Genomic DNA, 24,737 nt, shown 5'->3' with positions numbered 1-24,737 from the left:
AACCAACAAGGCGGCGACGCAGCACACCCCCCCGTTGCGTACAGGGCACCCCCCCCTGTTGCGCGCAGGGCACCCCACCCTGTCGCGCGCAGGGCGCGCTCCTACATTTAGTCGATTAGCATGGTGGCGACGTTCTGTGCCTGCTTGCGAATTTCCGGGATGGCGGTGGACTCCCACAGCGTCCCACGCAGCATGCTCCCGATGGCGAACAGGTTGGCGCGCGCCTTGCCGTTGCCGTCGAGCAGGTGGCCGTCGGGCACGGCGCGGAGGCCCATGCCCAGCGGATCGGGCTGGACGAGCCCGTCGACCACCAGCTGGCGCACGAGGCGATGCTCCGTGCGCTGGGTGTCGGTGTTCAGGCCGACGGTCTGGATGACCAGATCGTAGGACTCCGTGGATTCGCCACCGCCTGGCAGGGCGCGCACGACATCCAGGTTGCCTTCCTGCGACAACCTCACCGCGCGCATGCGACCGCGGCCGCGCTCGAAACGGCCCTCGGCTTCGAGCTTCGCCACCGACGCGGCCACCTGCGGCGGCATGCGATGGCGTGCACGTTCCCACGCCCAGCGCGCATGACGCAGGAAGCGGGCACGCTCGGCGGCGGGTAGCTCGCGCCACAAACCCTGGGTATGCGGACGCATGCCGTCGACGACCGTGCGCCAGTCTTCCGCGCCGGCCGTGGCTTCGCGCAGGCGGCGCAGCCAGGCGCGGACGTTGGGATCGTCCCGCATGGTTTCGATGAGTTCGGTGCCGTCATCCGTGGGCGCCGACGCGGCGGCCAGGTGCGGCTCGGGCAGCTTGCCGTGGCGCGACAGGGCGGTGAAGTGCGCGTTCGGCCAATGCGCCGACAACTCCAGCAGGACGTCCACCGCGGTCAGGCCGAGGCCGATCACCAGCACGCGCAACGGACGGTCGTCGTCCTGCGCCGCGGCCATGAACGGCCAGGGATCCGTCACGTAACGACCGCTGGCGATCGCGGCGTCTTCCACGCCCGCGAGGGGGCGCGGGGGCAGGGAGCCGATCGCCAGCACCGCCGCGTCCGCGCGCGACGTTTCATCGCCGAAGCCGATGGTGACGCCTTCGGACGAGGGCACCAGTGAGTCGGCTTCGAACGGATGCACGTTGATATCGTGCCCGAACGAGCGGGCATTCATGACCGCCTGCTCGACGCGCGAGCGCAGGAAATCGCCGTACAGCCGGCGCGGCAGGAAGTCCGAGCCTTTCACCTTTGGGTCGAGACCCTGGGCGTACTCGAGAAAACCGCCGGGTTTGCTGACGAACATGCCCATCGACGCCGCGCGGACGTTGAGCAGATGACGCCCGGAGGGCGTGCCGTAGGCGACACCGCGTCCGGCATCCGGCGAGCCGGCATACCAGTCGAGATGCAAGGGCTGGGGCGTACGCCGCTCCAGCAACTCACTTACCAGCGTCGCCGCTGCCGCGCCACCGCCGATGATGGCGACTTTATGAAACATGCTTTTGGTCCTTCGCCCGATGGCTGGGGTGGAGGGCCGTAGACCGTCAGGCCGTCAGGCGTCCCGCGATGATCGATTGCCTCGGTCGTGCGATCCAGTGTCCCGAAGGACCGGGCTGCTCATACGCGAGGTACTGTGCCAGATCGCCACCGTACACGTGAAGCGTGAGCGCCGTGTCATGCCGCGACAAATTGCGGCAGCGATGAGCATGGATGTCCGCCGAGTCGAACCAGGTCGAGTCGCCCGGGCCCAGCCAGGTGCGGCCGATGCTGCGCAGCGAATGCCGGTCCTCGCTCTTTTCAAACGATTCGACCTCGAGTGCGCCCGAGATGGTGGCCTCGAGGCCCCACAGCCCGCCGTGATCGTGCACGGGCGTGGCATATCCGGGCGGCCAGACCATGATCATCACGCTGACCGCCGGCTTCGACCGCTCGGCCAGGATCCACCGCTCGAAGCCCTTCCGGCGTTCGCGCAGCGGGCCGAGCAGATCGGTCAGCGCATTACTGTGTGCGTGGAGCGCACGACCGACTTCCCGCCCCATGGAGGCGAGATCCGGGTGCCCCACATCCGACAGGTCGAACGCGATGTCGCGCAAGGCCCTGACGATGGAAAAACGCTTACCCATGAGCTGGGCCGTCCCAAGAATCGACTGGCGGGAAGTGGAGCATGGCGTCCGTTAAACCCTCGTAACCCCGCGCTTTCGACTGACGCTTTAAACCTTCGATTCCCTACGTGCATCCAAGGCCATGAACCCGCCCACCGGGCGGCCTTCCACGGAGTGCAACGCCATGATCGTCCTGACCTCGCTTGTCGTAATGGCCGCCGGCTTCTGGCTGGTATTCGCCCTCATCGGCGCGGTGCTGAAGCTGGTCTTCGGCATCATCGGCGGCGTTTTCAGCGTGTTCGCCAGTCTGATCGGTGCCGCCATCGGTGGGCTGGCCTTGCTCCTTGTCGCTCCGATGGTCGCCCTGGCCCTGATCCCGGTGCTGTTGCCGGTCGCCGCGCTGGCGCTGATCGTCTGGGCCATCGCACGCGCCACCCGCCGTCGCCCTGACGTGGTGGTGATGCCCGCCTCGCGTTGAGCATGAAGGGGAGCGACGGGCGTCGCTCCCCTCGTCTCGACCTCAGAGATTCCTGAGGTCGAAGCTGATCGGGATGCGCGCCCAGGCCTGAACCTTCTGGCCGTTCTGCTGAGCCGGCTGGAAGCGCCACTTCGCCAGCACCTGATCGCGTGCCGCCTTGTCGAGCACGGGATGGCCGCTGCTGCTCTCGATCACCACGTCCAGCGGCTTACCGCTTTCGTCCACCAGTACGCGCAGGGTCACCGTGCCGTGCATTCGGCCTTGGATAGCGGCGCGCGGGTAGGTCGGCGCGGGCGCCGAGACATAGGCCAGCGTGGCCTCGACGGGCGCCGCCTGGACAGCGGGTGGTGAGACGGGAACGACCTGAACGGGCGCCGGAGGCACCATGGGCGCCGTTCCCTCATCCGTTGGCACCGCCGTCTGCACGGGCGGGCTTTCGACATGCCGGGTCACGGTCGTCACCGGATGGGGCGGTCTGACGGGCAACGGCTTGAGATCGATCGGTGGCGGCGGAACCGGCGTCGGCTCCGTGAGGTGCTCGATGAGACGGATGGGTTCCTGGACGAGGGGCGCCGTGGCGATATCCGCCACCATCGGTCGCATGACGGCGATGAGCGCGGCGGCATTGAGGGCGATCGCCGCGCTCATCGCGACGATGCGGACGGTATCCGGATGCACTCCGGCAAGGACGTGCGGACGAGCGAACGACATGAGCCACCTCCTGCAATGGGGGGAAGGAGCAGCGCGGTCGGGAACACGGCCAGTGGGGACTGGCGGGGATCGTGTTCAGGTCCGATGGCAGATTAGGCAGGCTTCGCGCGAAGTTGCAATAGCGGACGTCTGGATGGCTATACCGGTTAGCGGTGACGCAATCAGTGCGCCACCAGCATGGGCACATCGGACTGCATGAAGAGGTAGCGGGTCGTCCCTCCCAGGACCATCTCCGACAGCCGCGAGCGTCCCCAGGCCCCCATCACGATCAGGTCGGCCTTTTCCGCATGCGCGGTTTCGAGCAGCGCGGGACCCGGCGATGGGCGTGCGCCTTCATCGAGACGGCGCACCTCGGCCTTCACCCCGTGCGTCTCGAGCCAGCCACAGATGTCGGTGTCGGGCAATGCGCAGGTCCCGAGGTCTTCATCGCGACTGCCGTCGATGACGGTCACGCGCGCGGCCTTGCGCAGCAGGGGCAACGACGATCGCACCGCCAGTGCCGATTCGCGACTGCCGCTCCAGGCGATCAGTACGTGCTCCCCCAGCGTTTCCACCGGCGCCGCCTCGGGGACCACCAGCACGCCACGACTGGAACCGAACACCGTGCGCGAGACGATACCGAAACCCACTGGCGCATCGCCACGCATCGTCGAAGAACGCTCCATCACCAGCAGGTCGTAACCCGCCGCCGCGTGCGTAAGCAGGGTGACCGTGTCGCCGTTGCCGACGCGCCAGTTTCCCTTCAGGCCGCGGGCTGCCATGAGCGCCGACCAGTCGCCCGACACCGCTTTTGCATCGGTGGCGCGCTGGCGCACCGCGTCCAGCTGCATCGGTACGGCTTCCGGCACCGTGAAGGCGGCGGCGGGAAGATCGACCACGTGGAGCGCGTCGAGCCGTGAACCGAGTCGTGCCGCCAGACTGAGGGCCGCACGCAGGCCGGCGCCTTGCGGCGGAAGTCGGGCGATATGCACGAGCAGTTCGAGGGTCATGGCCCATGGAACAACGACGGGGGCGGTGCGGTCAATGTCCCAGTTGCGACCTTTTCTCAATAACGCCCCGGATCGGTTACCCTCGGGGTTCGACGTATTCCGGAAAAGCCCATGTCCTTCGACAGCGCAGAGCCGCGCTATCCCCTCGGTGAAGAAGTCGCCAGCAGCGTGATCCACGCGATCGGGCTCGTGCTCAGCATCGCGGGGCTTGCCGTGCTCGTGGCGTTCTCGGCCATGTACGGCGGCACGCGGGCCGTGGTGGCCAGCTCGGTCTTCGGCGGCTCCCTGATTCTGCTTTACGCGGCGTCCACGCTGTATCACGCGATCCCAGGTTCGATGGCGAAGCGCGTCCTGCGCACCTGCGACCACATCGCGATTTTCCTGCTGATCGCCGGCACGTACACCCCGTTTACGTTATTGGCGCTCCCGGGCGCATGGGGCTGGGGGCTGTTGGTGACGATCTGGAGCGTCGCGATCATCGGCAGTCTCGCCGAGCTCGGTCTGCTGAAACGCTATCGGAAGGCGGCCGTCGCGATGTACGTGGCGATGGGCTGGGTGGCCGTGGTGGCGATCGAACCGCTGCGTGCCAATGTGCCGACAGGCGGCCTTCTGCTGCTTCTGGCCGGCGGCCTCTGCTACACCGGCGGCGTGCCGTTCTACATGGCGCGGAAGATGCCGTACCACCATGCGATCTGGCACGTGTTCGTGCTCGCCGGCAGCGTGCTGCACTACCTGGCGATCCTGCTTTATGTGATTCCGGACGCCCCGGGGCATTGAACCGTCCCGGCCGCCGATCTGTAGGAGCGCGCCTCGCGCGCGACACCAAAACATCGCGCAAGGCGCGCTCCTACAGGTAGTTACCGCCTCGCGGCGGTCATTTTTTATCCAATACGGCCGGCACGAACCGCGTACGCACGGCGTCAGCCAGCAGGTCCGGCGGCAACAGCCCCTGCGCGATCAGGAAATCATTGAAGGCCTTGCGGTCGAACTTGTCGCCCAGCTTCGTCTGCGTCTCCGCGCGTAACTGCAGGATGCGCGTATAGCCGTAGAAGTAGGCCGTCGCCTGACCCGGTGAATTGAGCGTGTAACGATCCAGCTCCTGCCGAGCCATCGGTTCGGACAAGCCGACGTCGTGCACGAGAATGTCGTGCGCACGATCGCGCGACACCAGGCCCAGGTTGAGCATCGGATCCAGGAACGCCCGCGCCGCACGCAACAGGCGGAACTGCAGCGCGATGAACTGACCCGCCGGCGGCTCGTACGGCATCATCTCCGCTTCGGAATACAGCGCCCAGCCCTCGACGTTGACGCTGTTGAAGGCGAACATGCTGCGCGTGAGCGACACACCCTGTTCCACCATCGCGGCGAACTGCAGCTCGTGGCCCGGCCGTCCTTCATGCGCGGTGAGCGTCCATGCCGCCGCCTCGAAGGTGAAGTCGTCGTAGGTCTGCGTCGCGTCCCCGTCGGCCGGTGGATTGCCGGTGGTCAGTACGAAGGTGCCGCGCTGGCCGGTGTTGCCGACGAAGGGCGGCGGGTCCATGTGCGGTGCGGGAGTGCGTGCGTTCTCCGCTTCGGAGGCGACGCGCATCGCCATCTGGCGCTTCGGCAATTCGACGATGCGCTGCGTGCGGATGGTGTCTTCGATCTTGCCCAGTACCTCGTGATACACCGGCTCGACCTTGTCCTTCGCCAGCTGCTTTTTCTTCAGCGCTTTCAGTACGTCGCGGTAATCGCCATCGGGAAGACCCTCGGCTTTGGCGACGACGGGCGCCAGCATCTGCAGCGCATACGTGGTCTCCATGAATTCCAGCTGCGCGCGGCCGATCAGGTCACGCGGCGCGATGTCGAGCCCCACCTGCCTGAGGTTGTACGCGTACAGCGGCTCCGGCAGGCGGAAGTCGGTACGCGCGCGGGGCAGCACCGTCTTCTTCACCCAGGCGTTGTACTGCTTCAGCTGCGCGTCGAGCTTGTTCATCGCCTCGTCGCTGCCGGCGACTTTCTTCTCCGCGAACAGCTTGCGGATGCCGTCGACATAGCGCTGCGTGTTGCCCAGCTTCTGTTCGACATCGGCCTTGACCGGGCCGAGCAGGCCCTTTTCGCCGAGGCGCTCCGTCGTGCGTGCTCTGGCCTGGTCGACCAGTGGCGTGCAACCGGCGGCCATGCCGACATAGCACTTCAGCCGTCCCAGCGCGGCCTGATTCTGCTCCGGCGTGCTCTGCGCGTTCAGCAGGGAAAACTCACCGCTGAAGATCATCTGCCCGGCGTCGAACCAGGGCAGCAGGTACTTGTCGTTGAGATCGATACCCTCGATGTTGCCGTCGATCTGCTTGGCCAGGATCTGCAGGTCCTGCCTGACGTTGGGGTCCTTCTCCTCGGCGAGGCGCCCGGCGACCTGCTGGCGCACCTCGACCAGCGCGGCACGCTGGCGCTTGTCGACGTCGGGCCCCAGATCGGCGGTCTTCTCGTCGTAGCCCTTCAGACCGATGTCCGTGGCGGACTCGGGGCTGAAGCGGGCGGTGAGGTCCAGCAGCGGCTGGGCGTCGGCGTTGCTGCGCGCGATCCAGTCCGGCGGCGCGGTCTCGGCGTGAAGGGTGCCGACCGCGAACGTGATCGCGGCCGCTAGGGTCAGTCGTCTGAACATGCGTGTCTCCCCGGTGAAGTCCGGCGAGACTAGCCTTTGCGGGTCGGGGCCGCCAATGTGCCTTTCGGCGGTCAGCTGAAGAGCAGGGCGAGGGCAGCCATGCCGAGCATCAGAAACGACAGCACGGCCTTGGCGATGATGCCCAGCAACATGCCGAACCAGGTGCTGATACCCACATGGGCCGAGCGCAGCACGCTCTTGCCCGACCACAACTCACCCGCCACGGCGCCCAGAAAGGGGCCAAGCAACAAGCCGGGCAGACCGAAGAACATCCCGACGGTCGTGCCGATACCCGCACCCCACAAGGCGCGCGGACTGGCGCCGATCTTCTTCGCACCCAGCGAGGCGGAAACGAAGTCCAGAGCGACCCCCACGGCGCCGACGATGCCGATCGCCACCAGCCAGCCCCCGCCCAGGTGCTGGTAATCGTCCACGGCGGCGGCGAGCCAGATGCCGCCGAAGATCATGGGGATGCCCGGCAGGATCGGCAGCACCGCGCCCGCCACGCCCCCGACGATCAACGCGGCGGCGAGCAGGTAGAGGAACAGATCCATCAGCGGAAAGCCTCTCTGTACTCGGGTTTCAGATAGGCCGAAAACGCGTCGCTGGACACGTCGACCGCCTGTGGCCCCGCCGAATACGGCGCGACCTGATACGGCGGGAAGATGAAGGTCAGCCCGTGCACCTTGTCGTCGGGCCCCGTGAGGAGGGTGAACACGCGGTAGTGATCCTTGTCCGGCGCCGTACCCGCGTCGATCTGCTGGCTGTCCGAAGACAGCGGATCGTCCTGATCGTCCAGCGCGGTCAGCAGCTGCCGCCGGGCCTCGGTGGCGAAGGCGCCCTCCGCCGCGTGCGCATCGTCAAAGAGCTCGCGAATGCCCACGACGCGCCGCTTCCGCAGGTCGTAGGTGAAGCTGTCGACGATGGGCGCGGGGTGAGCGCCGCCGGTGAAGGCGGAGCCGTCGACCTGCACGTTGATGAAGCGATCGGTGCGAGCCGCGACCGCGATGTCCAGGTTGAGGTCCCAGGGCAGCTCTTTCGCCTGCTCGCGGGCACCCGGGGCATCCAGGCTGTCGAGGAAGGCGCGCTTCTGCCGCTCCACGTAGCGCTCGATCGTGGCGCGCAACGGCGCGGCCGACGTGGGCAGCTGGGGAAGTTTCACTTCCATCGTGTAGAGGCCTTCCTGGCTGGATTGGGTATCCTTGTGAGCGGTCGCCCTGGAGGGCGGCGGCGTGTTCCCGGCGTTCGAACGGTCCGCGCCATCCTGGCAGGCGGCGAGTCCGACGGCGACAAAACACAGCGACAGGATGTGTCGCGACAACATTCGGCATTCTCTCCCTGCGAGAATCGTCATCTTAGCGTAGCTGCCGCGCAGCGCAGAGCGCGTCAACGAATCGAAGGAAGGGCGTGCATAGCGCAACGACGGAAACTGTCACCCTGCTCAAGGCCGACGAACTTGGCCGCATCGAGCGCGTGGAGCGCGACGGTGTCGTTCTGATCCGCCGCGACATCGCTGCCGCACGCTGGTGGGCGCGCTGGTTCGCACGCCGCGCCGCCGCGCGCGAGGCGAGGGCGCTGATACGCCTGGACGGTATCGACGGGGTGCCACGGCTGCTCGCGTGGAATGGCCGGATGCTCGAGCGCAGCTACATGGCGGGACAGCCGATGCAGCTGGGTCGACCGCTGGACCCCGCCTATTACACGCAGGCCCTTCGCCTGTTGGCCGTGCTGCACCGTCGCGGCATCGTCCACAACGATCTCGCCAAGGAGCCGAACTGGCTGGTACGCGAGGACGGCACGCCCGGTCTGGTGGATTTCCAGATTGCCTGGACCCGTGGCCGGCGTGGTTCGCTGTTCCGCCTGCTGGCGCGGGAGGACCTGCGCCATCTGCTCAAACACAAGCGAACCTACGCCCCGGACCGCCTGTCAGCGCGACAGCAGGCCATCCTGGCCCAGCCAGCTCCCCATTCACGCCTGTGGCGAGCCACCGGCAAGCGCCTCTACAAACTCATCGCCCGCCGCATCTTCGGCTACTGGGATAACGAAGGCCAGGGCAGAATACGCAAGTAGGAGCGCGCCCCGCGCGCGAAAAGCCAACGCAGCGAAGACGCCGCGCCCCCACTCCTCAAACGCTCCGTTACTTCTCCACAAACGCCCGCTCGATCACGTAATCCCCCGGCTCCCGCGTCCGCGGCGACGCCTGGAAGCCCTCACCATCCAGCAACACGCAGATGTCTTCCAGCATCGAGGGACTACCGCAAAGCATCACGCGGTCTTCGGCCGGATTGATCTGCGGCAGGCCGGTCGTCCGGGCCATCTCACCATCGGCGATCGCGTCGGTGATGCGTCCCCGGTTCCGGAATGCTTCACGGGTCACCGTCGGGTAGTAGATGAGCTTCTCGCGCACCAGGTCGCCCAGGTACTCGTGCTTCGGCAGCTCGTTCTCGATGTAGTCGGAGTAGGCCAGGTCATTGACGTGACGCACGCCGTGGGCCAGCACGACCGTGTCGAAGCGCTCGTAGGTCTCCGGATCGCGGATGATCGACATGAACGGCGCCAGGCCCGTGCCGGTACCCAGCAGGTAGAGACGCTTGCCCGGCTTCAGATCGTTGAGTACCAGCGTGCCGGTGGGCTTGCGGCTCACGATGACCGGATCGCCCGGCTTCAGGTGCTGCAGCCGTGAGGTCAGCGGGCCGTCCTGCACCTTGATGCTGAAGAACTCCAGATGCTCTTCGTAATGCGCGCTGGCGATGGAATAGGCGCGCATCAGCGGGCGCCCGTCCACTTCCAGGCCGATCATCACGAAGTGACCGCTTTCGAAGCGGAAACCCGGGTCCCGCGTGGTGCGGAAGCTGAAAAGGGTGTCGTTCCAGTGATGCACGTCGATCACGTGCTCGGTCGCCAGTGCCACCATGGTGCGTTGAACCTCGGTAAAGACAAGAAGGGACGGAGCCTCCGCGCCGTGCGCGGCAGCCCTTGGGGGTTCTTGGCTGGGGAAGCGGCCCGCCGGGCCGCGCTGCCTCGCGCGACGCGTCGCACCCTACATCGGCTGCGCGCTCATGGACGTAAGGATACGGCATTCCGCCACAGGCCGCTTCGGGCGGGGCCGGGCGCTCGCCTTTAAGCTTCCGCTAAGATGCTCAGTCCGTAGGCGCCCCAAGGAAACCATCGTGACGAAACCCGCCTATGCCCCCGGCCAGGCCTGGACCTACCGGACCCGTCCCGGCGAGGAAGATTCCCGTATAGCGATTCGCAAAATCGACCACGAGCCGGAAGACGGCGAGGTTTTCCATGTTTCCATCCTCGGCGTGAAGCTGCGCAACCATCGCGTACCCGGCGGCCTGCAGCCGGCGATGAACCACGCCGCCGTGTCCCGCGCCACGCTGGACGCCAGTCTGCTGACCACCGACGGTCCCGCCGACGCCGATGAAGGCTGGCGAGACGGCTACGCCGTGTGGCGCCAGGCCTATGACAACGGCGATGCCGGCATCTTCGACCTGCCGGTTCCCGAGATTCTCGGCTACATCGAGATGGTGGTGGCGGCCTCGGGCGAGGCCCGCTGAGAAAAAAAAGAGCGCCCGATCCCCGGACACCGACCGGGGAGGTGCCGGTGTCCGGGAAGGGGCGCAAGAGTTACACAGGGATCTGGGGCGTCCGCTTTCTTAGAAGTCGTAAGTCACGGCAAGACGGCCGTAACGCGGATCCTGCGTGTAGAGCGGTACGCGGTAGATCGTATTGAGCGTGTTGGCCGGGCCCTCGCTTGCCGGATAACGGAACGTCGCCCGCTGCTGGTTGAGGACATTGAACACGTTTGCAGAGAACGCGAGCTTCTGGTCGCCCCACGACGGACGGTAGGTCACGCCGAGGTCGAGCTGGAACGTCCAGGGCAAGCGGCCATGGCTACCCGGGGGAGACGGCTCGCCGTTGCAATAGCGGTAGGAGCTGCCGTAGGACACCGGATCGGTATGCCCCGCGCCGTAGTAGCCCGTGCAAACTTCCGGTGCGCCGGAAATCGCCTGGACGTTGCCCGACAGCTGCCATTCCGGTGCGAACTGCCAGTAGCCATACGCCTTGAAAACGTGGGTATGGTCATTGCCCTGCGGGCCGTTGGCGTTCTCCATGACATAGCGGTTATCCCAGTCGACGCTGCCGGCCGCACCATCCTGGCGCGTGTCGGTACGAGCCTGACCCTCGGTATTGCCGTAGCTGCGTGAGAACACGTAGTCGAACTTGCCGTACCAGACACCGTCGAAGTTGTGTTCGGTGAACAGTTCGAGGCTGTAATAGCGACGCTTCAACGCGGGGAAGCCCATTTCTTCGCGGCTGAGTGGCACCTTGACGGCGTTCCCGCCGGTGTCGATCAGTGTGAAGGTGTTGGAATGACCACCGTTGATCAGGTAGCAGCTGTTCGTCGATGCGATGTCGTAGCCAAGCGCCGCCGCCTTATCCGTGACGAGGCCGACATCGCAGAAATCGTCGATCGCGGAGTTGAGCACGCGCTTGGTCAGCTTGGCACCGTAAACCCAATGGTCGCCGAAGGTTTTATCAAAGCCGAGGATGTACTCATCTTGGTTCTCAGCCTTCAGGCCCTTGCCCGCAACCGTACGGGGATCGGGTGGGATGCCGTACGAATTGTTTGCCGAGACTGGCTGGCTGATCTGCGTCAGGCCCGTCGGCGCACCGGTCGCATCGATTCCGCTGTAGGTGTAGTACTGCTGTGTCGCCGTATAGCCTGCGGCGGCGCCAGTGGCCGGATTCAGAGGAAGGCCAAGGTAGTAACGCCCGGCGTTGCCGAACACCTTGAAGCTGCCATCCCCATTAACGTCCCACGATGCGCCGAGTCGAGGCGCCCACTGCGGCTTCGTTTGCGTGATGAATGCCTGGCCGAACTGGTTGTAGTCGGTGAACTGGTCATTGCGGATGCCCAGCGACAGCAGCACGGTATCGGTGACCTGCCACTTGTCCTCGATGTATTGAGCCCGCTGATCCGAGCGCACATTGACCAGATTGTTTACGACGTTGCGGCTGACGTAGTAGCCGCCCGCCCCGTTGGCATAACCGGCCGTACCCGGTACGAAGTTGATGCCCGGAGCATCGGAAATCGGCTGCGTGGGGTCCGTCTGCTGGCCGTAGTTCCAGGCGTATCCAGGACCCGGGCTAGCCGTGCCGAAGTCGTCTGCCCGCGACTTGACGTTATCGATGCCGACAGCAATCGTGTGGTCACCGAGCGTATAGGTGACATCGAAACGGAAGTTCGTGGCCTTATTGCTACGGCCCGGCTGACTGATGTCATCGACCTGATTATTGCGAATGGCGGTGCCGCCGTTCAGTGCGGGATTCTGGAATTGTGAGCTATCGACCCGGGCCAACGTCGGGTCATAGTCGCCGGGCTGGTCGTAGTTCTTCGAGCGCATCTGACCGTACATGGCACTGAGGGTCAGGTTGTCCGTGATGTAGCTCGTGTACTTGGCGACATACAGGTCGCCGCCGGTCTTCGTGTTATCGACGGGACCGATCTTGCTGGTCCGGTTAAGGTTGGCGTAGTCGTAGTTGTATCGCGTACCCGAACCTTCGCGCTTGTCGGACGCGCCGGTCAGTTCGAGGATGTTGCTATCGGTGATGTTCCAGTCGAGCTTGCTGTACCACCGCGGCGATCTATAGTCGTTGGTCGATGCCGGGGTGTTATTGCCCACGGCGTTCACGTTACGGCGGCCGGACTTTTCAAACTCACCCGCGACGAAGAAGAACAGCTTGTCCTTGATCAGCGGGCCGCCTGCATAAGCGCTGACCGTGGTCGTCCACTGGTCATTCTGGCTCTTTGGCTGATAAAGATTGCCCGCGGGTGCGGTAGCGGGGACGCGCGCATAGTGCAGGTCGTCAGCGCTTGCGCGAGCAAAGGCGGGTTCCCAAAGGACCTGAGCACCGAAGTGCCATTCGTTCGTGCCGCGCTTACCGACCTGGCTGATGACGCCGCCGTCGGAACGCCCGTACTGGGCGCTGTAGCCGCCGGTATAGACCTCCTGCTGGTCGATGGCGCCATAGGGCAACTGCAGGCCGCCCACCGCGTTAAGCGGATCGGTCGTATTGAAGCCGTTGACGTAGTACGCGTTCTCGTTGGCCGCGGCGCCGCCGAAACTGGCGACCGAGCGGCCGGTGTCGCTCGCGAATCCGCCGCCGTTGTTGACCACGCCAGGTGCAAGGCGGGCAATGGCTTCGGCACTGCGACCCAGCGGTAGCTTGGCAAGCTGCTCGGATGTGATCACGGTACGTGAATCGACCGACGTGACGTCGATATTCGGAAGGGCTGTGCCGGTGACCGTGACGCCGCTGAGTGATGTCGCATCGGACGCAGGCGCGGCGCTCGCTGCATTGAACGAGATATCGGTGCTCGCACCCACGCGCAGGCTCACGTCTTTGCGTGTATCGACCGCTGCGCCATCGCGCATGAGGGTCACGGTATACGTGCCGAGTGGAATCTGGTTAACGGCATAACGGCCGCGTGCGTCCACCGGAACTTCGCGCCGGAAGCCGGTGCCGCTCTCGACCACGACGGTCTCATTGGCGCCTGCGGGCACGCTGCCGTTGATGCTACCCGTCGTCGACTGTGCGTAGACGCTCGAAACGCCACCCAGGCAGGTACAGACCGCCAGTGCGAGTGCGCTCCTGCGAGTGAGAAAATGGTTCTTCATGCCTTCCCCGGAAAGTGATGCCATTAATTGACGGCAACACGGGGCCGTAACGACAGGCCCCCGCCTGTCGCTTTGCACGGAGCCGAAAGACCCCTCCCCGCGCTCCATCGCGACACGCCCATTTGCCTCGATCCAAATGGACTTAACGCAAGGTGTACATGAGGCGATTCGGGTTGTCCAGAGCACGCACCGCCCAGGCGGATGGCCGTCCAGCCGTCTAAACGTCTTGCTGCGCCGCAGCAAAATTAAGTGTAACTATGGGTATTTGGGTGCTTTTATGCCGGCGCGACGTCTTGCCGCAAAGGTGCCCAATGGCATATCCGCAAGGGGTGTAAATTTTTTCGAAACGCGGATTTTCAGAGGTCTCAAACCTTCACGCACCGTCTACATTTAGATCGTGGCAAAAGGCGTGCCAAAGGTCGGGCAGGCCAGAGGTGCATCAACGTGCTGCCGTCACCGGCTGTCCACCCCGGGTCGGGAAAAGTCCTGCGTCATGAAGATCGCCACTTTCAACGTCAACGGCATCCGCTCCCGGCTTCCGCACTTGCTGGAGTGGCTCGGGCGCGAGGCGCCGGACATCGTCTGCCTGCAGGAACTCAAGGCGGTGGACAAGGCGTTTCCCGTCGCGGAGATCCATGACGCAGGCTACGGTGCCCTCTGGGCCGGGCAGGCCTCCTGGAATGGCGTGGCCATCCTCGCGAAGGGTGCCGATCCCGTGGAGAGCCGCCGCGGCCTGCCGGGCGACAGAAAGGACCTCCAGAGCCGCTACCTCGAAGCGGCGGCCCATGGCTTTCTCGTCGGTTGCCTTTATCTGCCCAACGGCAATCCGTGGCCAGGTCCGAAGTTCGATTACAAGCTGGCCTGGTTCGAGCGTTTTATCCAGCACGCCGGGCAATTGCTGGATTCCGGTCATCCGGTGGTACTGGCCGGCGATTACAACGTCGTGCCAACGGACGGCGACATCTACGACCCCAAAAACTGGCGACGGGATGCCTTGCTCCAGCCCGAAAGCCGGGATGCTTACGAGCGTCTGCTTGCCCAGGGCTGGACCGACGCCCTGCGCAAGATGCATCCGGACGAAACCATCTACACCTTCTGGGACTACTTCCGGCAGCACTGGCCGCGCAATCGCGGCCTGCGGATCGACCACCTGCTGTTGTCGCCGGATCTTGCGACCCGGCTGAAGAAGTCCGACGTCGACCGATGGGTACGCGATCTGCCGAAGGCCAGCGATCACGCGCCCGTCTGGGTCGAACTGGGCAAGCCGGCCCGGGCAGCGGCGACGAAAAAGACGGCGGCAACAAAGACGGCGACGAAAAAGACCGCTTCTGGAAAGACGGCCACGAAAAAGACCGCTTCTGGAAAGACGGCCACGAAAAAGACCGCCGAAAAAAAGACCGCCGCAAAAAAGACCGTCCTCAGAAAATCCGGGCCGACTGCGTAAGTCCCGACGTAAACGAATTCACCAATATGAATGCGCCACCCGCACTTGCCAGCGGCGCGCAAGATCATAGACTAGGAGGCTATCGGGGGAAGTCGCGGGTTCAGGCTGGCATGAAGATCGACGGCGGTAGCGGTAAACGCGCCGAGCCAGTGATGCTCAGCGAGGTTGCGAAGCGTCTGCGCAATCCGCGCATCGACCGCATCGTGGCCAGCTTCAGCGAGTACCACGTCTCGCTGATGCGCGCGGTGATCCTCGGGTTCGTCGTCGTATGGAGCGCCGCCTGGCTGCATGGCCCGGTGCCCATGGCCACCGAATCGCACCACGTCGTCCCGGTCGCCGTTCTGCTGTTCGTCCTCAGCACCTTCTGGATGCTGTTCGTCCGCGCCGGGGCGCCGCGCGAGACGCCGGTGATCGACGCCATCGGTAACGTCACCAATTTCGTCATCGTGGCCGTGCTGCTCAAGGCCGCGTTCATGCTGGTGATCACGGTGACGGCCGTCCTCCCGTTCCTGTCCGTGGCCGTCGGCGTCAGATACAGCCGCCGCGCGTTCGCCGCCAGCGTAGTGGCCTCGGTCGCGATTCTCGCGGTCGTGGCGCCCGATGGCTATTGGCTCAGTCGTCCCGCCTACGCCTTATACGCCCTGGCCCTGGTCATCGTGTTGCCGGTGATGCTTTACCGGATGATGTACGCCTTGCGCGAAGTGTCCGCCGAGGCGATCGCGTCACGCGAAGCGCAGCATCGTTTCATCTCGATGATGAGTCACGAGATGCGCACTCCCCTGAGTACGGTGATTCATGCGGCGTCCCTGATCGACACCTCGGTGATGTCGGATGACCAGCGCGGCCTGGTCGCGCTTCTGGCGACCAATGCCAACGCCTTGCTGCACCGGGTCAACGCGGTCCTGGACGTGGCATCGTTTGCCGGCGGCAGTTTCAACCTGCGCCATCAGGCATTCGCGTTCGACGAAGTCCTGAGTACGGTCGGCGCGGTGTGTCGTCCTTACGCGGCCGAGAAGCGCGTCACCTTCAGCGTCTCCCGCGACGCCTCGGTGGAGGGCGTCTTCAGTGGCGATCCGGGCCGTATCGAGCAGGTGCTCTCGAACCTGGCGTCCAACGCGGTGAAATTCACGCCGCCTGGCGGCTCGGTGGACGTGCGCATCGAGTTGCATGAAGGCGTCGGCGGCCACGACCCGACCATCGCCTGTACCGTGAGCGACACCGGTATCGGTATCGCCGACGCCGACAAGCAGCGCGTGTTCGATCCCTTTCATCAGCTCAGCGGTGGCGAGAGCCGGCGCCAGGAAGGCGTCGGCCTGGGTCTCTACATCGTCCGGAACGTGTCCGAGCAGATGAGTGGCTCGCTCGAGGTGATGGACAATCCGATGGGCGGCACCATCTTTGTCTGGCGTTTTCCCTTGCGTCGTGCGGCCGCCGGTTCGCGAAGCGTGGCGGAGACACCGCTGGTGGATCTGCTCGACGACCATCGCGGACGCGTCGCCCCGCAGCACTGCCTGGTGGTGGACGACAACGCGGCCAATCGCGAGATCGTCGGTCGCATCCTCGAACGCGCGGGGCATGTGCCGACCTTCAGTGCCAGCGGCGACGAGGCGCTCGCGCGTCTGTCGACCGAGACGTTCGATCTGATCTTCATGGATCTGCACATGCCGGGCAGCTCCGGCTGGGACGTGCTGGGACGGATCGAGGTGGCGCGTCGTACCGAGGCGGTACCGCCCATCGTGATGCTGAGCGCGGACTCCAGTCACGACGCCGTACGCATCGCGTTCAAGGCCGGTGCGCGCGCGTACCTCACCAAGCCGATCGCGGCGCAGCGGCTGCTCGACGTGATCGAATCGATCGCCGACGAGCGTCGTCTCGACGACGCGGCACGCCACTGGCATCCGGCGGTCGGCTTGCCCCAGGGACGGCAGGAGAGCTCGCCGCTCGACGAGATGCGCGCGCTCAGCACGCGCGAAGACTTCAAGGCCTTCGTCGACCTGTGCTCGCGTACGGCGGACGACCACTGCGTTTCGCTTCGCTCCGCGATCCAGTCGCACGATATCGCAGCCGCCTCCGAGGCCATCCATGCATTGCGCAACGTCCTGGGCAATCTGGGGGTACCAGGAGCCGACCACGTCTGCGGCGACATCGCCTTGCTGATCGATGCCGGTGCGGATGTACAGCGCGTCACCGAAGAACTGGATGCGCTCTCCCGGGCCGTCCATCGCTTCGTCGACGTGCAACGGCGTTACGCCGAGGCGGCCGCCAGCGCGTGAACGATCTGGAGGCACTGGCCGAGGACGTCGCCGGGCACGAGCGCTCGATGCCCGGCCTCAAGCCGGACAACGAGGCACGCATCGTGTTTCATCCGGGGCGACCCCGCAGCCGGCTCCCGCTCGCGGTGGTTTATCTGCACGGCTTCACCGCCAGTCAGGCGGAGGGGGATCCCGCGCACCGGGCCATCGCCGAGGCGTGTGGCGCCCATCTGTTCCTCAACCGACTCAGTGACCACGGCAGCGACCTGCCCACGGCGATGGCAGGTGCGTCGGCTGAGCGCTGGCGCGCGGACGCCGATGAGGCCCTGCGCATCGGACTGCGACTCGGTGAACGGGTACTGCTCGTCGGCACTTCGATGGGCGCATCGCTGGCGCTCGACCTTGCGGCGCGACATGCGCCTGAGGTCGCCGGCGTGGTCGCCTGGTCTCCCGGTATCCGCGTTTACGATCCCGAGCAACTTCGCGCCGCGGCTCGGCTGCAGGGAGCGGTGGACGTGCCGGGCGAGCGAACGCCGTTTCAACGGCGCTACTGGTCGTCCGTGATTCACTCCGACGGATACCGCGCCGTCGCCGGACTCTTCCTCGGCACGATGCAGCCGGGACACCTGCGCGATGTCGTCTGCCCGGTCCTGTTCGGCGTGTGGGACGGCGGTGCCGGTGACCATGACACGCTGACGTCGGTCGCCGCCGTGCGCGAGGCGTTCGACTGGCTGGGCTCGCCCGGGTCACGCCGCCGTCTGATCGCCTACGATCACGCGGCACACGTGCTCGCTTCCCCGCAGCGCTCACCTGCGGCGGCCCGGGTGCTGGCCGACGCCGTCGCCTTTGTCCGCGAGGCGGGATTCGCGGGCTGAGCCGTATCACCTCCGGCCGGGCGACGTGGGTACCCCTTAAGAGGTATCGTTGCCACCGGGTCGGAGAGGGGTGATCAGGGGTGGTTTCCGGACGCGCGCTCGCCGCGTGCATATGGCTGTTGCTCGGTGTCCTGGTCGGGTGGTGGCCCACCTCGGACGCCACCGCAAGGGACAGCCGCGACCGTCGTATCGAGCAGTTCTATCACACCGCCTGGACGGTGCGCGAAGGTGCGCCCGGCCAGGTAACGGCGCTGGCGCAGACGGCGGATGGCTACCTGTGGCTGGGCACGCAGACGGGGCTGTACCGGTTCGATGGCGTGCGCTTCGAACGTTATCGCCCCCGCGAAGGCGGTGACTTTCTTGCGTCCAGTGTGGCCTCTTTGTACGCACCGCCGTCGGGCGGGTTGTGGGTGGGCTTCCGTTACGGTGTGGCCAGCTTCATCGATCACGACCGTGCCACGCATTACGCCGCGGGCTCCGGCCTGCCGACCGCGACGATCTACGCCATGGCCAGCACGCCCGATGGGCGGGTCTGGGCGGCGACCTTCAATGGGCTGGTCACGCTGGCGGGCCATCGGTGGCGCGTGGTCGGTCCCGCCATGGGGCTGCCCGGGGTGCGCGCGCGTAACCTCTCGGTCGATCGCGAGGGTCGACTCTGGGTCGCGACGGAGCAGGCGCTGTCGTGGCTGGCGTCGGGCGCTCAGCGTTTCGAGGTCGCCACGCGATCGGTCGGCCGGATCAACCGCATCGCCGAGGCCCCCGACGGCAGCATCTGGGTCGCCGAGGCCGACGATGGCGTACGGCCGGCATGGAACGGCGGACGCGACCCGGCGCTGTCAGGACCGAAGCTGCACATGTCGTCGGCGGGCCTCCTGTTCGATCGCGACGGCGCGCTCTGGGTGCCGACGCTCGGCGAAGGTATCCGTCGCGTTCCGCACATCGACTGGCTCGCCAGCCAGACGATCGAAGCGGACAGCGCGGCGGCCGAGCGTTTCGTTGAACGTAACGGTCTCAGCTCCGATTATTTCAGCGCGGTGATCCAGGATCGCGAGGGCAACATCTGGATGGGCGGGAGCCGCGGCCTCGACCGCTTCCGCCGTGGACGCCTGCTTCCCGCGCCGCTGTCACCCGGCGCCACCGATTTCGCGCTGGTCCCCGCGCCCGGGCATGGGGTCTGGGTAGGTACGAAGAACCGTCCGCTGACGCATGTCGACGCGACGAACGTCACCGGTACGGCGTTCCCGGAAGCGATCACGGCGGCGGCCCGCGACGGCGACGCGACCTGGCTCGGTGGACCGCGCGGTCTGTGGCATATGGTGGATGGCGTGCCGCGGCCGTTCGCATCGCTCCCCGCGGACGATTACACGGGCGTCCAGGCGATCGTCGGCGACGGCCACGGCGGCGCCTGGTTGTCGATCAATCGCCCCGGCATTTACCACTACACGGGCGAGGGCTGGATTCACGACACGCTACCCAGCGTATCCAACGACCCCTCGCCGCTGGTGTTGCTCCGTGACACCCGGCAGCGGTTGTGGATGGGTTTTGCGCGCAACGTGCTCATCGTCCGCGACGGGGGCCGCGACAGGGTGATCGGCGCGGCGGATGGTCTGCAGGTGGGCAACGTCACCGCGCTGCTGGACGACGACGACACCGTATGGGTGGGCGGCGAGCTGGGTATTGCCGCCATTCGCGGCGGCAGCGTGCGCAGCATTCCGACGGCTGGCGAGCCGCTGCGCGGCGTGTCCGGACTGGTGCGCGACCGTCGCGGGGATTTCTGGATGAACGCCGCGCAAGGCGTCGCGCGGATCGCCTCGGCCGACATGCGCCAGGCCCTCGACGAGCCGGGTTACCGTCCGCCGGTCATGCTGTTCGATTCGCTCGATGGATTGCCAGGTACGCCGGCGCAGTTTCGTCCGTTGCCCACCGCGGTAGTGGCCGACGATGGACGGTTGTGGTTCGCGACGACCAGCGGCGTCGTGTCGATCGATCCGTCGGCCATACGGCGCAACCCGGTCGCGCCGTCGGTGATGGTCCGGGAAATTTCCACGGATGCGGGAACCTGGCCGGCCTCGTCCAGCGTCACGCTTCCGGCGAACACCGAGCGGCTGCGCATCGCCTACACCGCGACCAGCCTGTCGATGCCCGAGCGCGTGCGCTTCCGCTATCGGATGGATGGCCTGGATACGCGCTGGCGCGAGGCGGGTACCGATCGCGAAGCCGTGTACACCGATCCGCCGCCGGGTCATTACGTGTTTCGCGTGACCGCGTCCAACGAGGACGGCGTCTGGAACGAGCAGGGCACTTCGATCGCGGTCACCGTGTCGCCGGCGTTCTATCAGACGCTGTGGTTCGCGCTGGTCTGTATCGCCGCCTTGCTCCTCGCCATCTGGATCGCCCTGCTGCTCAGGGGGCGGCGCGTCGCGGCGCTCGTGCGGGGGCGCCTGGACGAACGCCATGCGGAGCGCGAACGCATCGCACGCGAACTGCACGACACGCTGCTGCAGAGCATTCACGGTCTGACCATGCGCTTCCAGGCGATCGCGAATCGCGTCGCGCCGGACGATCCGGTACGCACGGCGATGGAAGGCGCGCTCGACCGCGCGGAGGAAGCGCTCGTCGAAGCGCGTGACCGCGTCCGCGACCTGCGCGCGCACGGCACGGAAGACATGCTACTGAACGACGTTCTGGAAGCGATGGCGCGCTTCTACGCGTCCGATCACACGGTGCCGGTCATCGTCACCGTGCGGCTCGACGTGCTCGATCTGGATCCGCTGGCGCGCGACGAACTGCATGGCATCGCACGCGAAGCCGTGCACAACGCGGTGACGCATGCCAGCGCGAGCCGCATCGACGTCGTTCTCGAAGAAGATGACGGTATGCTGCTCTTTTACGTGCGTGACGACGGCCGCGGCATCGAGGATGCCGTTTCCCGTGACGGCCGTGCGGGTCACTGGGGGCTGCGCGGGATACGCGAGCGCGCGCATGCGATGGGTGGCATCGCCACCATCGCGGCCTGTCTCCAGGGCGGTACCGAAGTGGCCGTGCGCGTGCCGATGGATCGGGCCTTTCCGTCGCGCATGAGCTGGCTGCGTCGGTGGTGGCGCCGTTTTCCGGAGAGACATTATTGAACGAGCGACTGGTGGCCTACCTCGATGAGCTCGATGAACGCACGGACTGGCATCGGCCCGATGCCTTTCTGGTACGAGCCGATGCGGCGGACCGGCTCGACCTCGGGCAGGTCGGTCTGCGCGATGCGACGCTGACTCGTCGGGTGGTGCGTCTCCTCGACGCGCTCGATGCCGTGGATCGTCAGTTGTACGAGTCGCTGCGCGAACGAATCCGCGCGGGTGAAGGCAGGCAGGCGCTCGCGCCCTGGCTCGACGTCGGAATCCCCTCGGGTCAGCATTACGATCCGCTCGACGCGCTCCTGGCCGGCGTGCTGGCCCTGGACGAGCCGCTTCCGGATGCCAGACCGCTGCCGCCCGAGATGGTCTTCTACCAGCCCACACCCGCCCGGCACATCGTCGACGGCCTGGCCAGAGGCGGCATCACGGCCGCGGATGTCGTATTGGATCTGGGTTCGGGACTGGGTCACGTCCCCTTGCTGGCACACATCCTGACGGGCGCGCGATGCATCGGCGTCGAGCGCGACGGGGGCTATGTCGATGTCGCGACGCGTGCGGCGACGTCACTTGGGCTGTCGGGAGTTCGGTTCGTCGAAGGCGATGCACGCGAGGCGGATTTTTCCGGCGTCGACGTCTTCTATCTGTTCACGCCGTTCATCGGCACCGTTCTGCGCGACGTCATCGCCAGGATCGAAGCCGAGGCGGCCCGGCGTGCCGTGCGTGTGGTGGCTCTGGGCCCGTGTACGCGTACGTTCGCGCGGCAGCCCTGGCTGGTCAGCGACGACCCGGACGCTGAGGCAGCGGAGCGGATCGTGCTGTTCCGCTCGGTCTGATCAGCGGATGCGGCCGCCGCCGAAGTGGCCCTGGCCGGCACCGACGGAGATGCTGACGCCGCCGGTGGGATGCTCACAGCTGCCGAAGGCCTGGCTGAGGTTGACCGCCCCGGCCTGGTAGTTGCCGCTGCCGCCATGGCTGGCGCTGACGACGCCGGTGGTGACGCTGCCATGCACCTGGGGCTTGTTGTAGGTGGCGTCGTCGCAGCGCGGCGTGCCATCGTCGGCTTCCACACCGTCCATACGGCCACTGGTGTCGCCGTAGTAGGTACCGGGGGGATCCAGCGGGCGGGACTTCGAGACCGCGATGTTCTCGCCGCCGTTTTTCGGCGCCACCGTGGGAGCCTTGGGATCGGCGGAGACCCTGGCGTCGGCGGCCGGGGCAGGCGCGGGGGCGCTGCTGGCGGGAGCCGGCGTGTAGTCGGCGGGCAAACGCAGGTTCAGCGGCTTCGTAGCGTCCTGCGCCATCGCGGTCGAGGCGGCGAGGAACAGGGTGGCGAGGACGACGATCGGTTTCATGCGCGGCAAACTCCGGGGATTACGCCTTGGATCGCTGAGGGGCCATGCTAGTTCCCGACCCCTTGCAGCTACCTTACTCCGCCATGGCCTCATCGGCGTCCTCAGGCACGCTCTCGCCCAGACGGACCCGCAAGGTCTCGATTTCGCGGCGCAGGTTCCGGTTTTCCGCTTCCAGGTCGGCGATCTGTTCGCGCAAGGCCAGCACGTCGTCACTCGGCTTCTCGCGCGGCTTACGCTTCGACTCGCGCACCCGTTTGGCGGCCTGCTTCAGCTCGGCATCGCCGCCGGTGGCGGCCGCGCGTTGTTCGTCTTCGGGCAGGGTGGCGACCGCCGCGGCGGCGCTGATCGACAGCGTGCCCGACTTGACCGCCGCGACCACCTCCGGCGCGGCCTCCTTGCGGATCTTCTCGATCATGCCGACCTGATTGCTGCTGATCCTTGCCTCGCGGGCGATTTCCTTGCGGCTCTCGTTCGGGTTGACGCGGGCGGGCTTTGCGGCCGCGGGCTGAGCGCCGTCGGTGTCGAAGGGCACCTCGGACCTCTCTTCACCGCCGTTCGCCTCGATACGTGCGCGTCGCTCGGCGAGGATTTCGCGCTTGCGCAGCGCCAGCACGCCGCGCTGAAAATCGGACACGCTGCGCCGGCCCAGGTGCTGCTCGATCATCCACAGGTGCACGTCGTCGATCGACTGAAAGCGCTCGTTCTGCACGGTGTTGAAAGGAATATCGTGCTTGCGGCAGATGCCGTAGCGGTTGTGCCCGTCCACCAGCGTGTCGCCCCAGAGCACGAGCGCGTCGCGGCAACCCTCGGCGAGCAGGCTGCGCTCCAGCGCCTCGTATTCGTCCGCCGACAGCGGGTCGATGTAAGCCTTGAGTTCTTCGTTGACGACGATATGCATGGGGAGGGCAGGGCGGTGACGGCGAGGGGGCGCATTCTAGTGGGTGCGCGGCTTCGCTGCTCGTCCCGTCGTTCACATGCGGAAAGCCGTTGATCCGGTTGACTTTGCTGGAGCGTCCGGCTGCACACGCCGGAGGACGGTCGGAATCCGGCAAAAGGCCGGTTCCGGAACATCGCCTTGACGCTCCCGTTGCCCTGGTCGCAAACTCTCGCACGTCGTGCCGGGGGCTCGCACGACTTTCACTGGAATCATGAATTCGCGCCGGGGGCGCGAGTTTCGTCGCGCTTGTGCCTGCTCACCGGAAGGAGCTTCTCGTGGTCCGCCTCTATCTTTTACCTCGGCATTCTGAGTTCGCTGGAGAGCCCGCATGACTGGATTTGCAAGGAAGTTGGCAGTCGCGCTCGCGCTGTCCCTCGTCAGCGCGCTTGCCAGCGCCAACGAATTGTCCGACCTGCCGTGGAAAGTCGGCCCAACCAAGGTGCAGCTCGGTGCGCAGGCCACGCTCGATGTACCCGACGGCTATGCCTTCCTCGATCCCGTGGGTACCAGGCGCCTGAACGAACTGATGGAAAATCCACCGGACGAGGCGGACACGTACACGCTTGCGCCGACGGATATGAAGTGGACCGCGTTCTTCGACTACGACGATGTCGGCTACGTCAAGGATGACGAGAAACTCGATCCCGACGACATTCTGGCGTCCGTGAAGCAGGGCACCGAGGAGAGCAACAAGGAGCGTCGTTCACGAGGCTGGGAAACGCTCACCCTCGTGGGCTGGCAGAACAAGCCGCAGTACGACACCCAGTTCAAGTCGCTGACCTGGTCGTTCCTCGCGCGCAGCGATAAATCGCACAGCGACGTGGTGAACTACAACGCGCGCATCCTGGGGCGCAGCGGCGTCATGAACGTCGTGCTGGTGTCCGACCCCCAGGTCCTCAACCAGGCGGTGACCGACTTCAAGGGCACGCTCGGTGGCTTCGCATTCGCGCCGGGTCAGTCGTACAGCGATTTCCACACGGGCGACCGCGTCGCCGAATACGGCCTCGCCGCACTGATCACCGGCGGTGTTGCCGCCGTCGCCGCCAAGAAGGGCTTCTTCGCCATCATCGGCACGTTCCTCGCGGCGGCATGGAAGTTCATCCTCATCGGCTTCGCCGCGGTGGGCGGGGCGATCAAGCGTCTGTTCACGCGCAAGAACTCCTGA

General features: G+C 66.0%; 21 protein-coding genes. 10 read left to right on the top strand and 11 right to left on the bottom strand.

All coding sequences use genetic code 11. The features are described 5' to 3' along the window. Positions 1 to 107 precede the first annotated feature (107 nt). On the bottom strand, positions 108 to 1,475 hold the full coding sequence (locus tag BLT40_RS14385; protein WP_090354283.1) for an FAD/NAD(P)-binding protein: 1,368 nt from the start codon (positions 1,473 to 1,475) through the stop codon (positions 108 to 110). A 46-nt stretch (positions 1,476 to 1,521) separates the two neighbouring features. Next, the gene (locus BLT40_RS14380; RefSeq protein WP_079521724.1) at positions 1,522 to 2,100 is read right to left on the bottom strand and encodes a cysteine dioxygenase; all 579 of its coding nucleotides are present in this window, start codon (positions 2,098 to 2,100) and stop codon (positions 1,522 to 1,524) included. A gap of 163 nt (positions 2,101 to 2,263) precedes the next feature. Here BLT40_RS14380 and BLT40_RS14375 point away from each other — a divergent pair, with 163 nt between their 5' ends. Further along, the gene (locus BLT40_RS14375) at positions 2,264 to 2,557 is read left to right on the top strand and encodes a hypothetical protein (RefSeq protein ID WP_090354279.1); all 294 of its coding nucleotides are present in this window, start codon (positions 2,264 to 2,266) and stop codon (positions 2,555 to 2,557) included. Between the two features lie 42 nt (positions 2,558 to 2,599). On the opposite strand, the gene BLT40_RS14370 is transcribed toward BLT40_RS14375, so the two are convergent. Together BLT40_RS14370 and BLT40_RS14365 are read right to left on the bottom strand one after the other, a co-directional pair. Next, entirely contained in the window at positions 2,600 to 3,268 is a 669-nt protein-coding gene (locus tag BLT40_RS14370) for an energy transducer TonB (RefSeq protein WP_090354276.1), read from the bottom strand. Between the two features lie 161 nt (positions 3,269 to 3,429). Then, positions 3,430 to 4,257 (bottom strand): universal stress protein, encoded by an 828-nt coding sequence (locus BLT40_RS14365; protein ID WP_090354274.1) that lies wholly within the window; start codon positions 4,255 to 4,257, stop codon positions 3,430 to 3,432. A 111-nt stretch (positions 4,258 to 4,368) separates the two neighbouring features. Here BLT40_RS14365 and BLT40_RS14360 point away from each other — a divergent pair, with 111 nt between their 5' ends. Beyond that, positions 4,369 to 5,034: a PAQR family membrane homeostasis protein TrhA gene (locus tag BLT40_RS14360; RefSeq protein ID WP_036115938.1), complete on the top strand. Its 666-nt coding sequence runs from the start codon at positions 4,369 to 4,371 to the stop codon at positions 5,032 to 5,034. Between the two features lie 97 nt (positions 5,035 to 5,131). On the opposite strand, the gene BLT40_RS14355 is transcribed toward BLT40_RS14360, so the two are convergent. From BLT40_RS14355 to BLT40_RS14345, 3 genes are all read right to left on the bottom strand, one after another. After that, entirely contained in the window at positions 5,132 to 6,898 is a 1,767-nt protein-coding gene (locus BLT40_RS14355) for a DUF885 domain-containing protein (RefSeq protein WP_090354272.1), read from the bottom strand. Positions 6,899 to 6,969: 71 nt separating this feature from the next. Next, positions 6,970 to 7,452, bottom strand: a complete 483-nt coding sequence (locus BLT40_RS14350) for a DUF456 domain-containing protein (RefSeq protein WP_043692306.1) — start codon at positions 7,450 to 7,452, stop codon at positions 6,970 to 6,972. Beyond that, complete coding sequence (locus BLT40_RS14345; protein ID WP_176809186.1) at positions 7,452 to 8,222, bottom strand: DUF3298 and DUF4163 domain-containing protein; 771 nt, start codon at positions 8,220 to 8,222, stop codon at positions 7,452 to 7,454. Before BLT40_RS14345 ends, BLT40_RS14350 begins: the two co-directional genes overlap by 1 nt. 83 nt (positions 8,223 to 8,305) lie before the next feature. Between BLT40_RS14345 and BLT40_RS14340 the strand changes: the two genes are divergently transcribed. Then, a complete protein-coding gene (locus tag BLT40_RS14340) occupies positions 8,306 to 8,968 on the top strand; it encodes a protein kinase family protein (RefSeq protein ID WP_176809185.1) in 663 nt (220 codons plus the stop codon). Positions 8,969 to 9,035: 67 nt separating this feature from the next. Here the strand turns inward: BLT40_RS14340 and BLT40_RS14335 are convergent, their stop codons facing one another. After that, positions 9,036 to 9,812, bottom strand: coding sequence for a ferredoxin--NADP reductase (locus BLT40_RS14335; protein WP_090354266.1), 777 nt, complete (start codon positions 9,810 to 9,812; stop codon positions 9,036 to 9,038). A gap of 256 nt (positions 9,813 to 10,068) precedes the next feature. On the opposite strand from BLT40_RS14335, the gene BLT40_RS14330 reads away from it, so the two are divergent. Next, the gene (locus BLT40_RS14330; RefSeq protein ID WP_090354263.1) at positions 10,069 to 10,461 is read left to right on the top strand and encodes a hypothetical protein; all 393 of its coding nucleotides are present in this window, start codon (positions 10,069 to 10,071) and stop codon (positions 10,459 to 10,461) included. Positions 10,462 to 10,560: 99 nt separating this feature from the next. Here BLT40_RS14330 and BLT40_RS14325 read toward each other — a convergent pair whose 3' ends face one another. Continuing rightward, a complete protein-coding gene (locus BLT40_RS14325) occupies positions 10,561 to 13,587 on the bottom strand; it encodes a TonB-dependent receptor (RefSeq protein ID WP_079521716.1) in 3,027 nt (1,008 codons plus the stop codon). 493 nt (positions 13,588 to 14,080) lie between these two features. Here BLT40_RS14325 and xth point away from each other — a divergent pair, with 493 nt between their 5' ends. From xth to BLT40_RS14300, 5 genes are all read left to right on the top strand, one after another. Next, positions 14,081 to 15,031 (top strand): exodeoxyribonuclease III, encoded by a 951-nt coding sequence (gene xth, locus BLT40_RS14320; RefSeq protein WP_090354260.1) that lies wholly within the window; start codon positions 14,081 to 14,083, stop codon positions 15,029 to 15,031. A gap of 110 nt (positions 15,032 to 15,141) precedes the next feature. Further along, a complete protein-coding gene (locus BLT40_RS14315) occupies positions 15,142 to 17,304 on the top strand; it encodes a hybrid sensor histidine kinase/response regulator (RefSeq protein ID WP_176167812.1) in 2,163 nt (720 codons plus the stop codon). Beyond that, positions 17,301 to 18,158, top strand: a complete 858-nt coding sequence (locus BLT40_RS14310; RefSeq protein ID WP_090354258.1) for an alpha/beta hydrolase — start codon at positions 17,301 to 17,303, stop codon at positions 18,156 to 18,158. The genes BLT40_RS14315 and BLT40_RS14310 overlap by 4 nt, the downstream gene beginning before the upstream one ends. A gap of 80 nt (positions 18,159 to 18,238) precedes the next feature. Next, complete coding sequence (locus BLT40_RS14305) at positions 18,239 to 21,286, top strand: sensor histidine kinase (RefSeq protein ID WP_090354255.1); 3,048 nt, start codon at positions 18,239 to 18,241, stop codon at positions 21,284 to 21,286. Continuing rightward, positions 21,283 to 22,116, top strand: a complete 834-nt coding sequence (locus BLT40_RS14300) for a class I SAM-dependent methyltransferase (RefSeq protein ID WP_090354252.1) — start codon at positions 21,283 to 21,285, stop codon at positions 22,114 to 22,116. The genes BLT40_RS14305 and BLT40_RS14300 overlap by 4 nt, the downstream gene beginning before the upstream one ends. Here BLT40_RS14300 and BLT40_RS14295 read toward each other — a convergent pair whose 3' ends face one another. Together BLT40_RS14295 and BLT40_RS14290 are read right to left on the bottom strand one after the other, a co-directional pair. Beyond that, positions 22,117 to 22,635: a hypothetical protein gene (locus tag BLT40_RS14295; RefSeq protein ID WP_090354249.1), complete on the bottom strand. Its 519-nt coding sequence runs from the start codon at positions 22,633 to 22,635 to the stop codon at positions 22,117 to 22,119. It lies immediately after the preceding gene. 73 nt (positions 22,636 to 22,708) lie between these two features. Then, positions 22,709 to 23,533 (bottom strand): plasmid replication/partition related protein, encoded by an 825-nt coding sequence (locus BLT40_RS14290; RefSeq protein ID WP_090354247.1) that lies wholly within the window; start codon positions 23,531 to 23,533, stop codon positions 22,709 to 22,711. 367 nt (positions 23,534 to 23,900) lie between these two features. Between BLT40_RS14290 and BLT40_RS14285 the strand changes: the two genes are divergently transcribed. Continuing rightward, the gene (locus BLT40_RS14285; RefSeq protein ID WP_079521708.1) at positions 23,901 to 24,737 is read left to right on the top strand and encodes a DUF2167 domain-containing protein; all 837 of its coding nucleotides are present in this window, start codon (positions 23,901 to 23,903) and stop codon (positions 24,735 to 24,737) included.

Source organism: Dyella sp. 333MFSha (assembly GCF_900102405.1).
GTDB classification, from domain to species: domain Bacteria; phylum Pseudomonadota; class Gammaproteobacteria; order Xanthomonadales; family Rhodanobacteraceae; genus Luteibacter; species Luteibacter mycovicinus.
The sequence above is the reverse complement of the archived record's forward strand: the minus strand, read 5'-3'. Positions and strand labels throughout refer to the sequence as shown.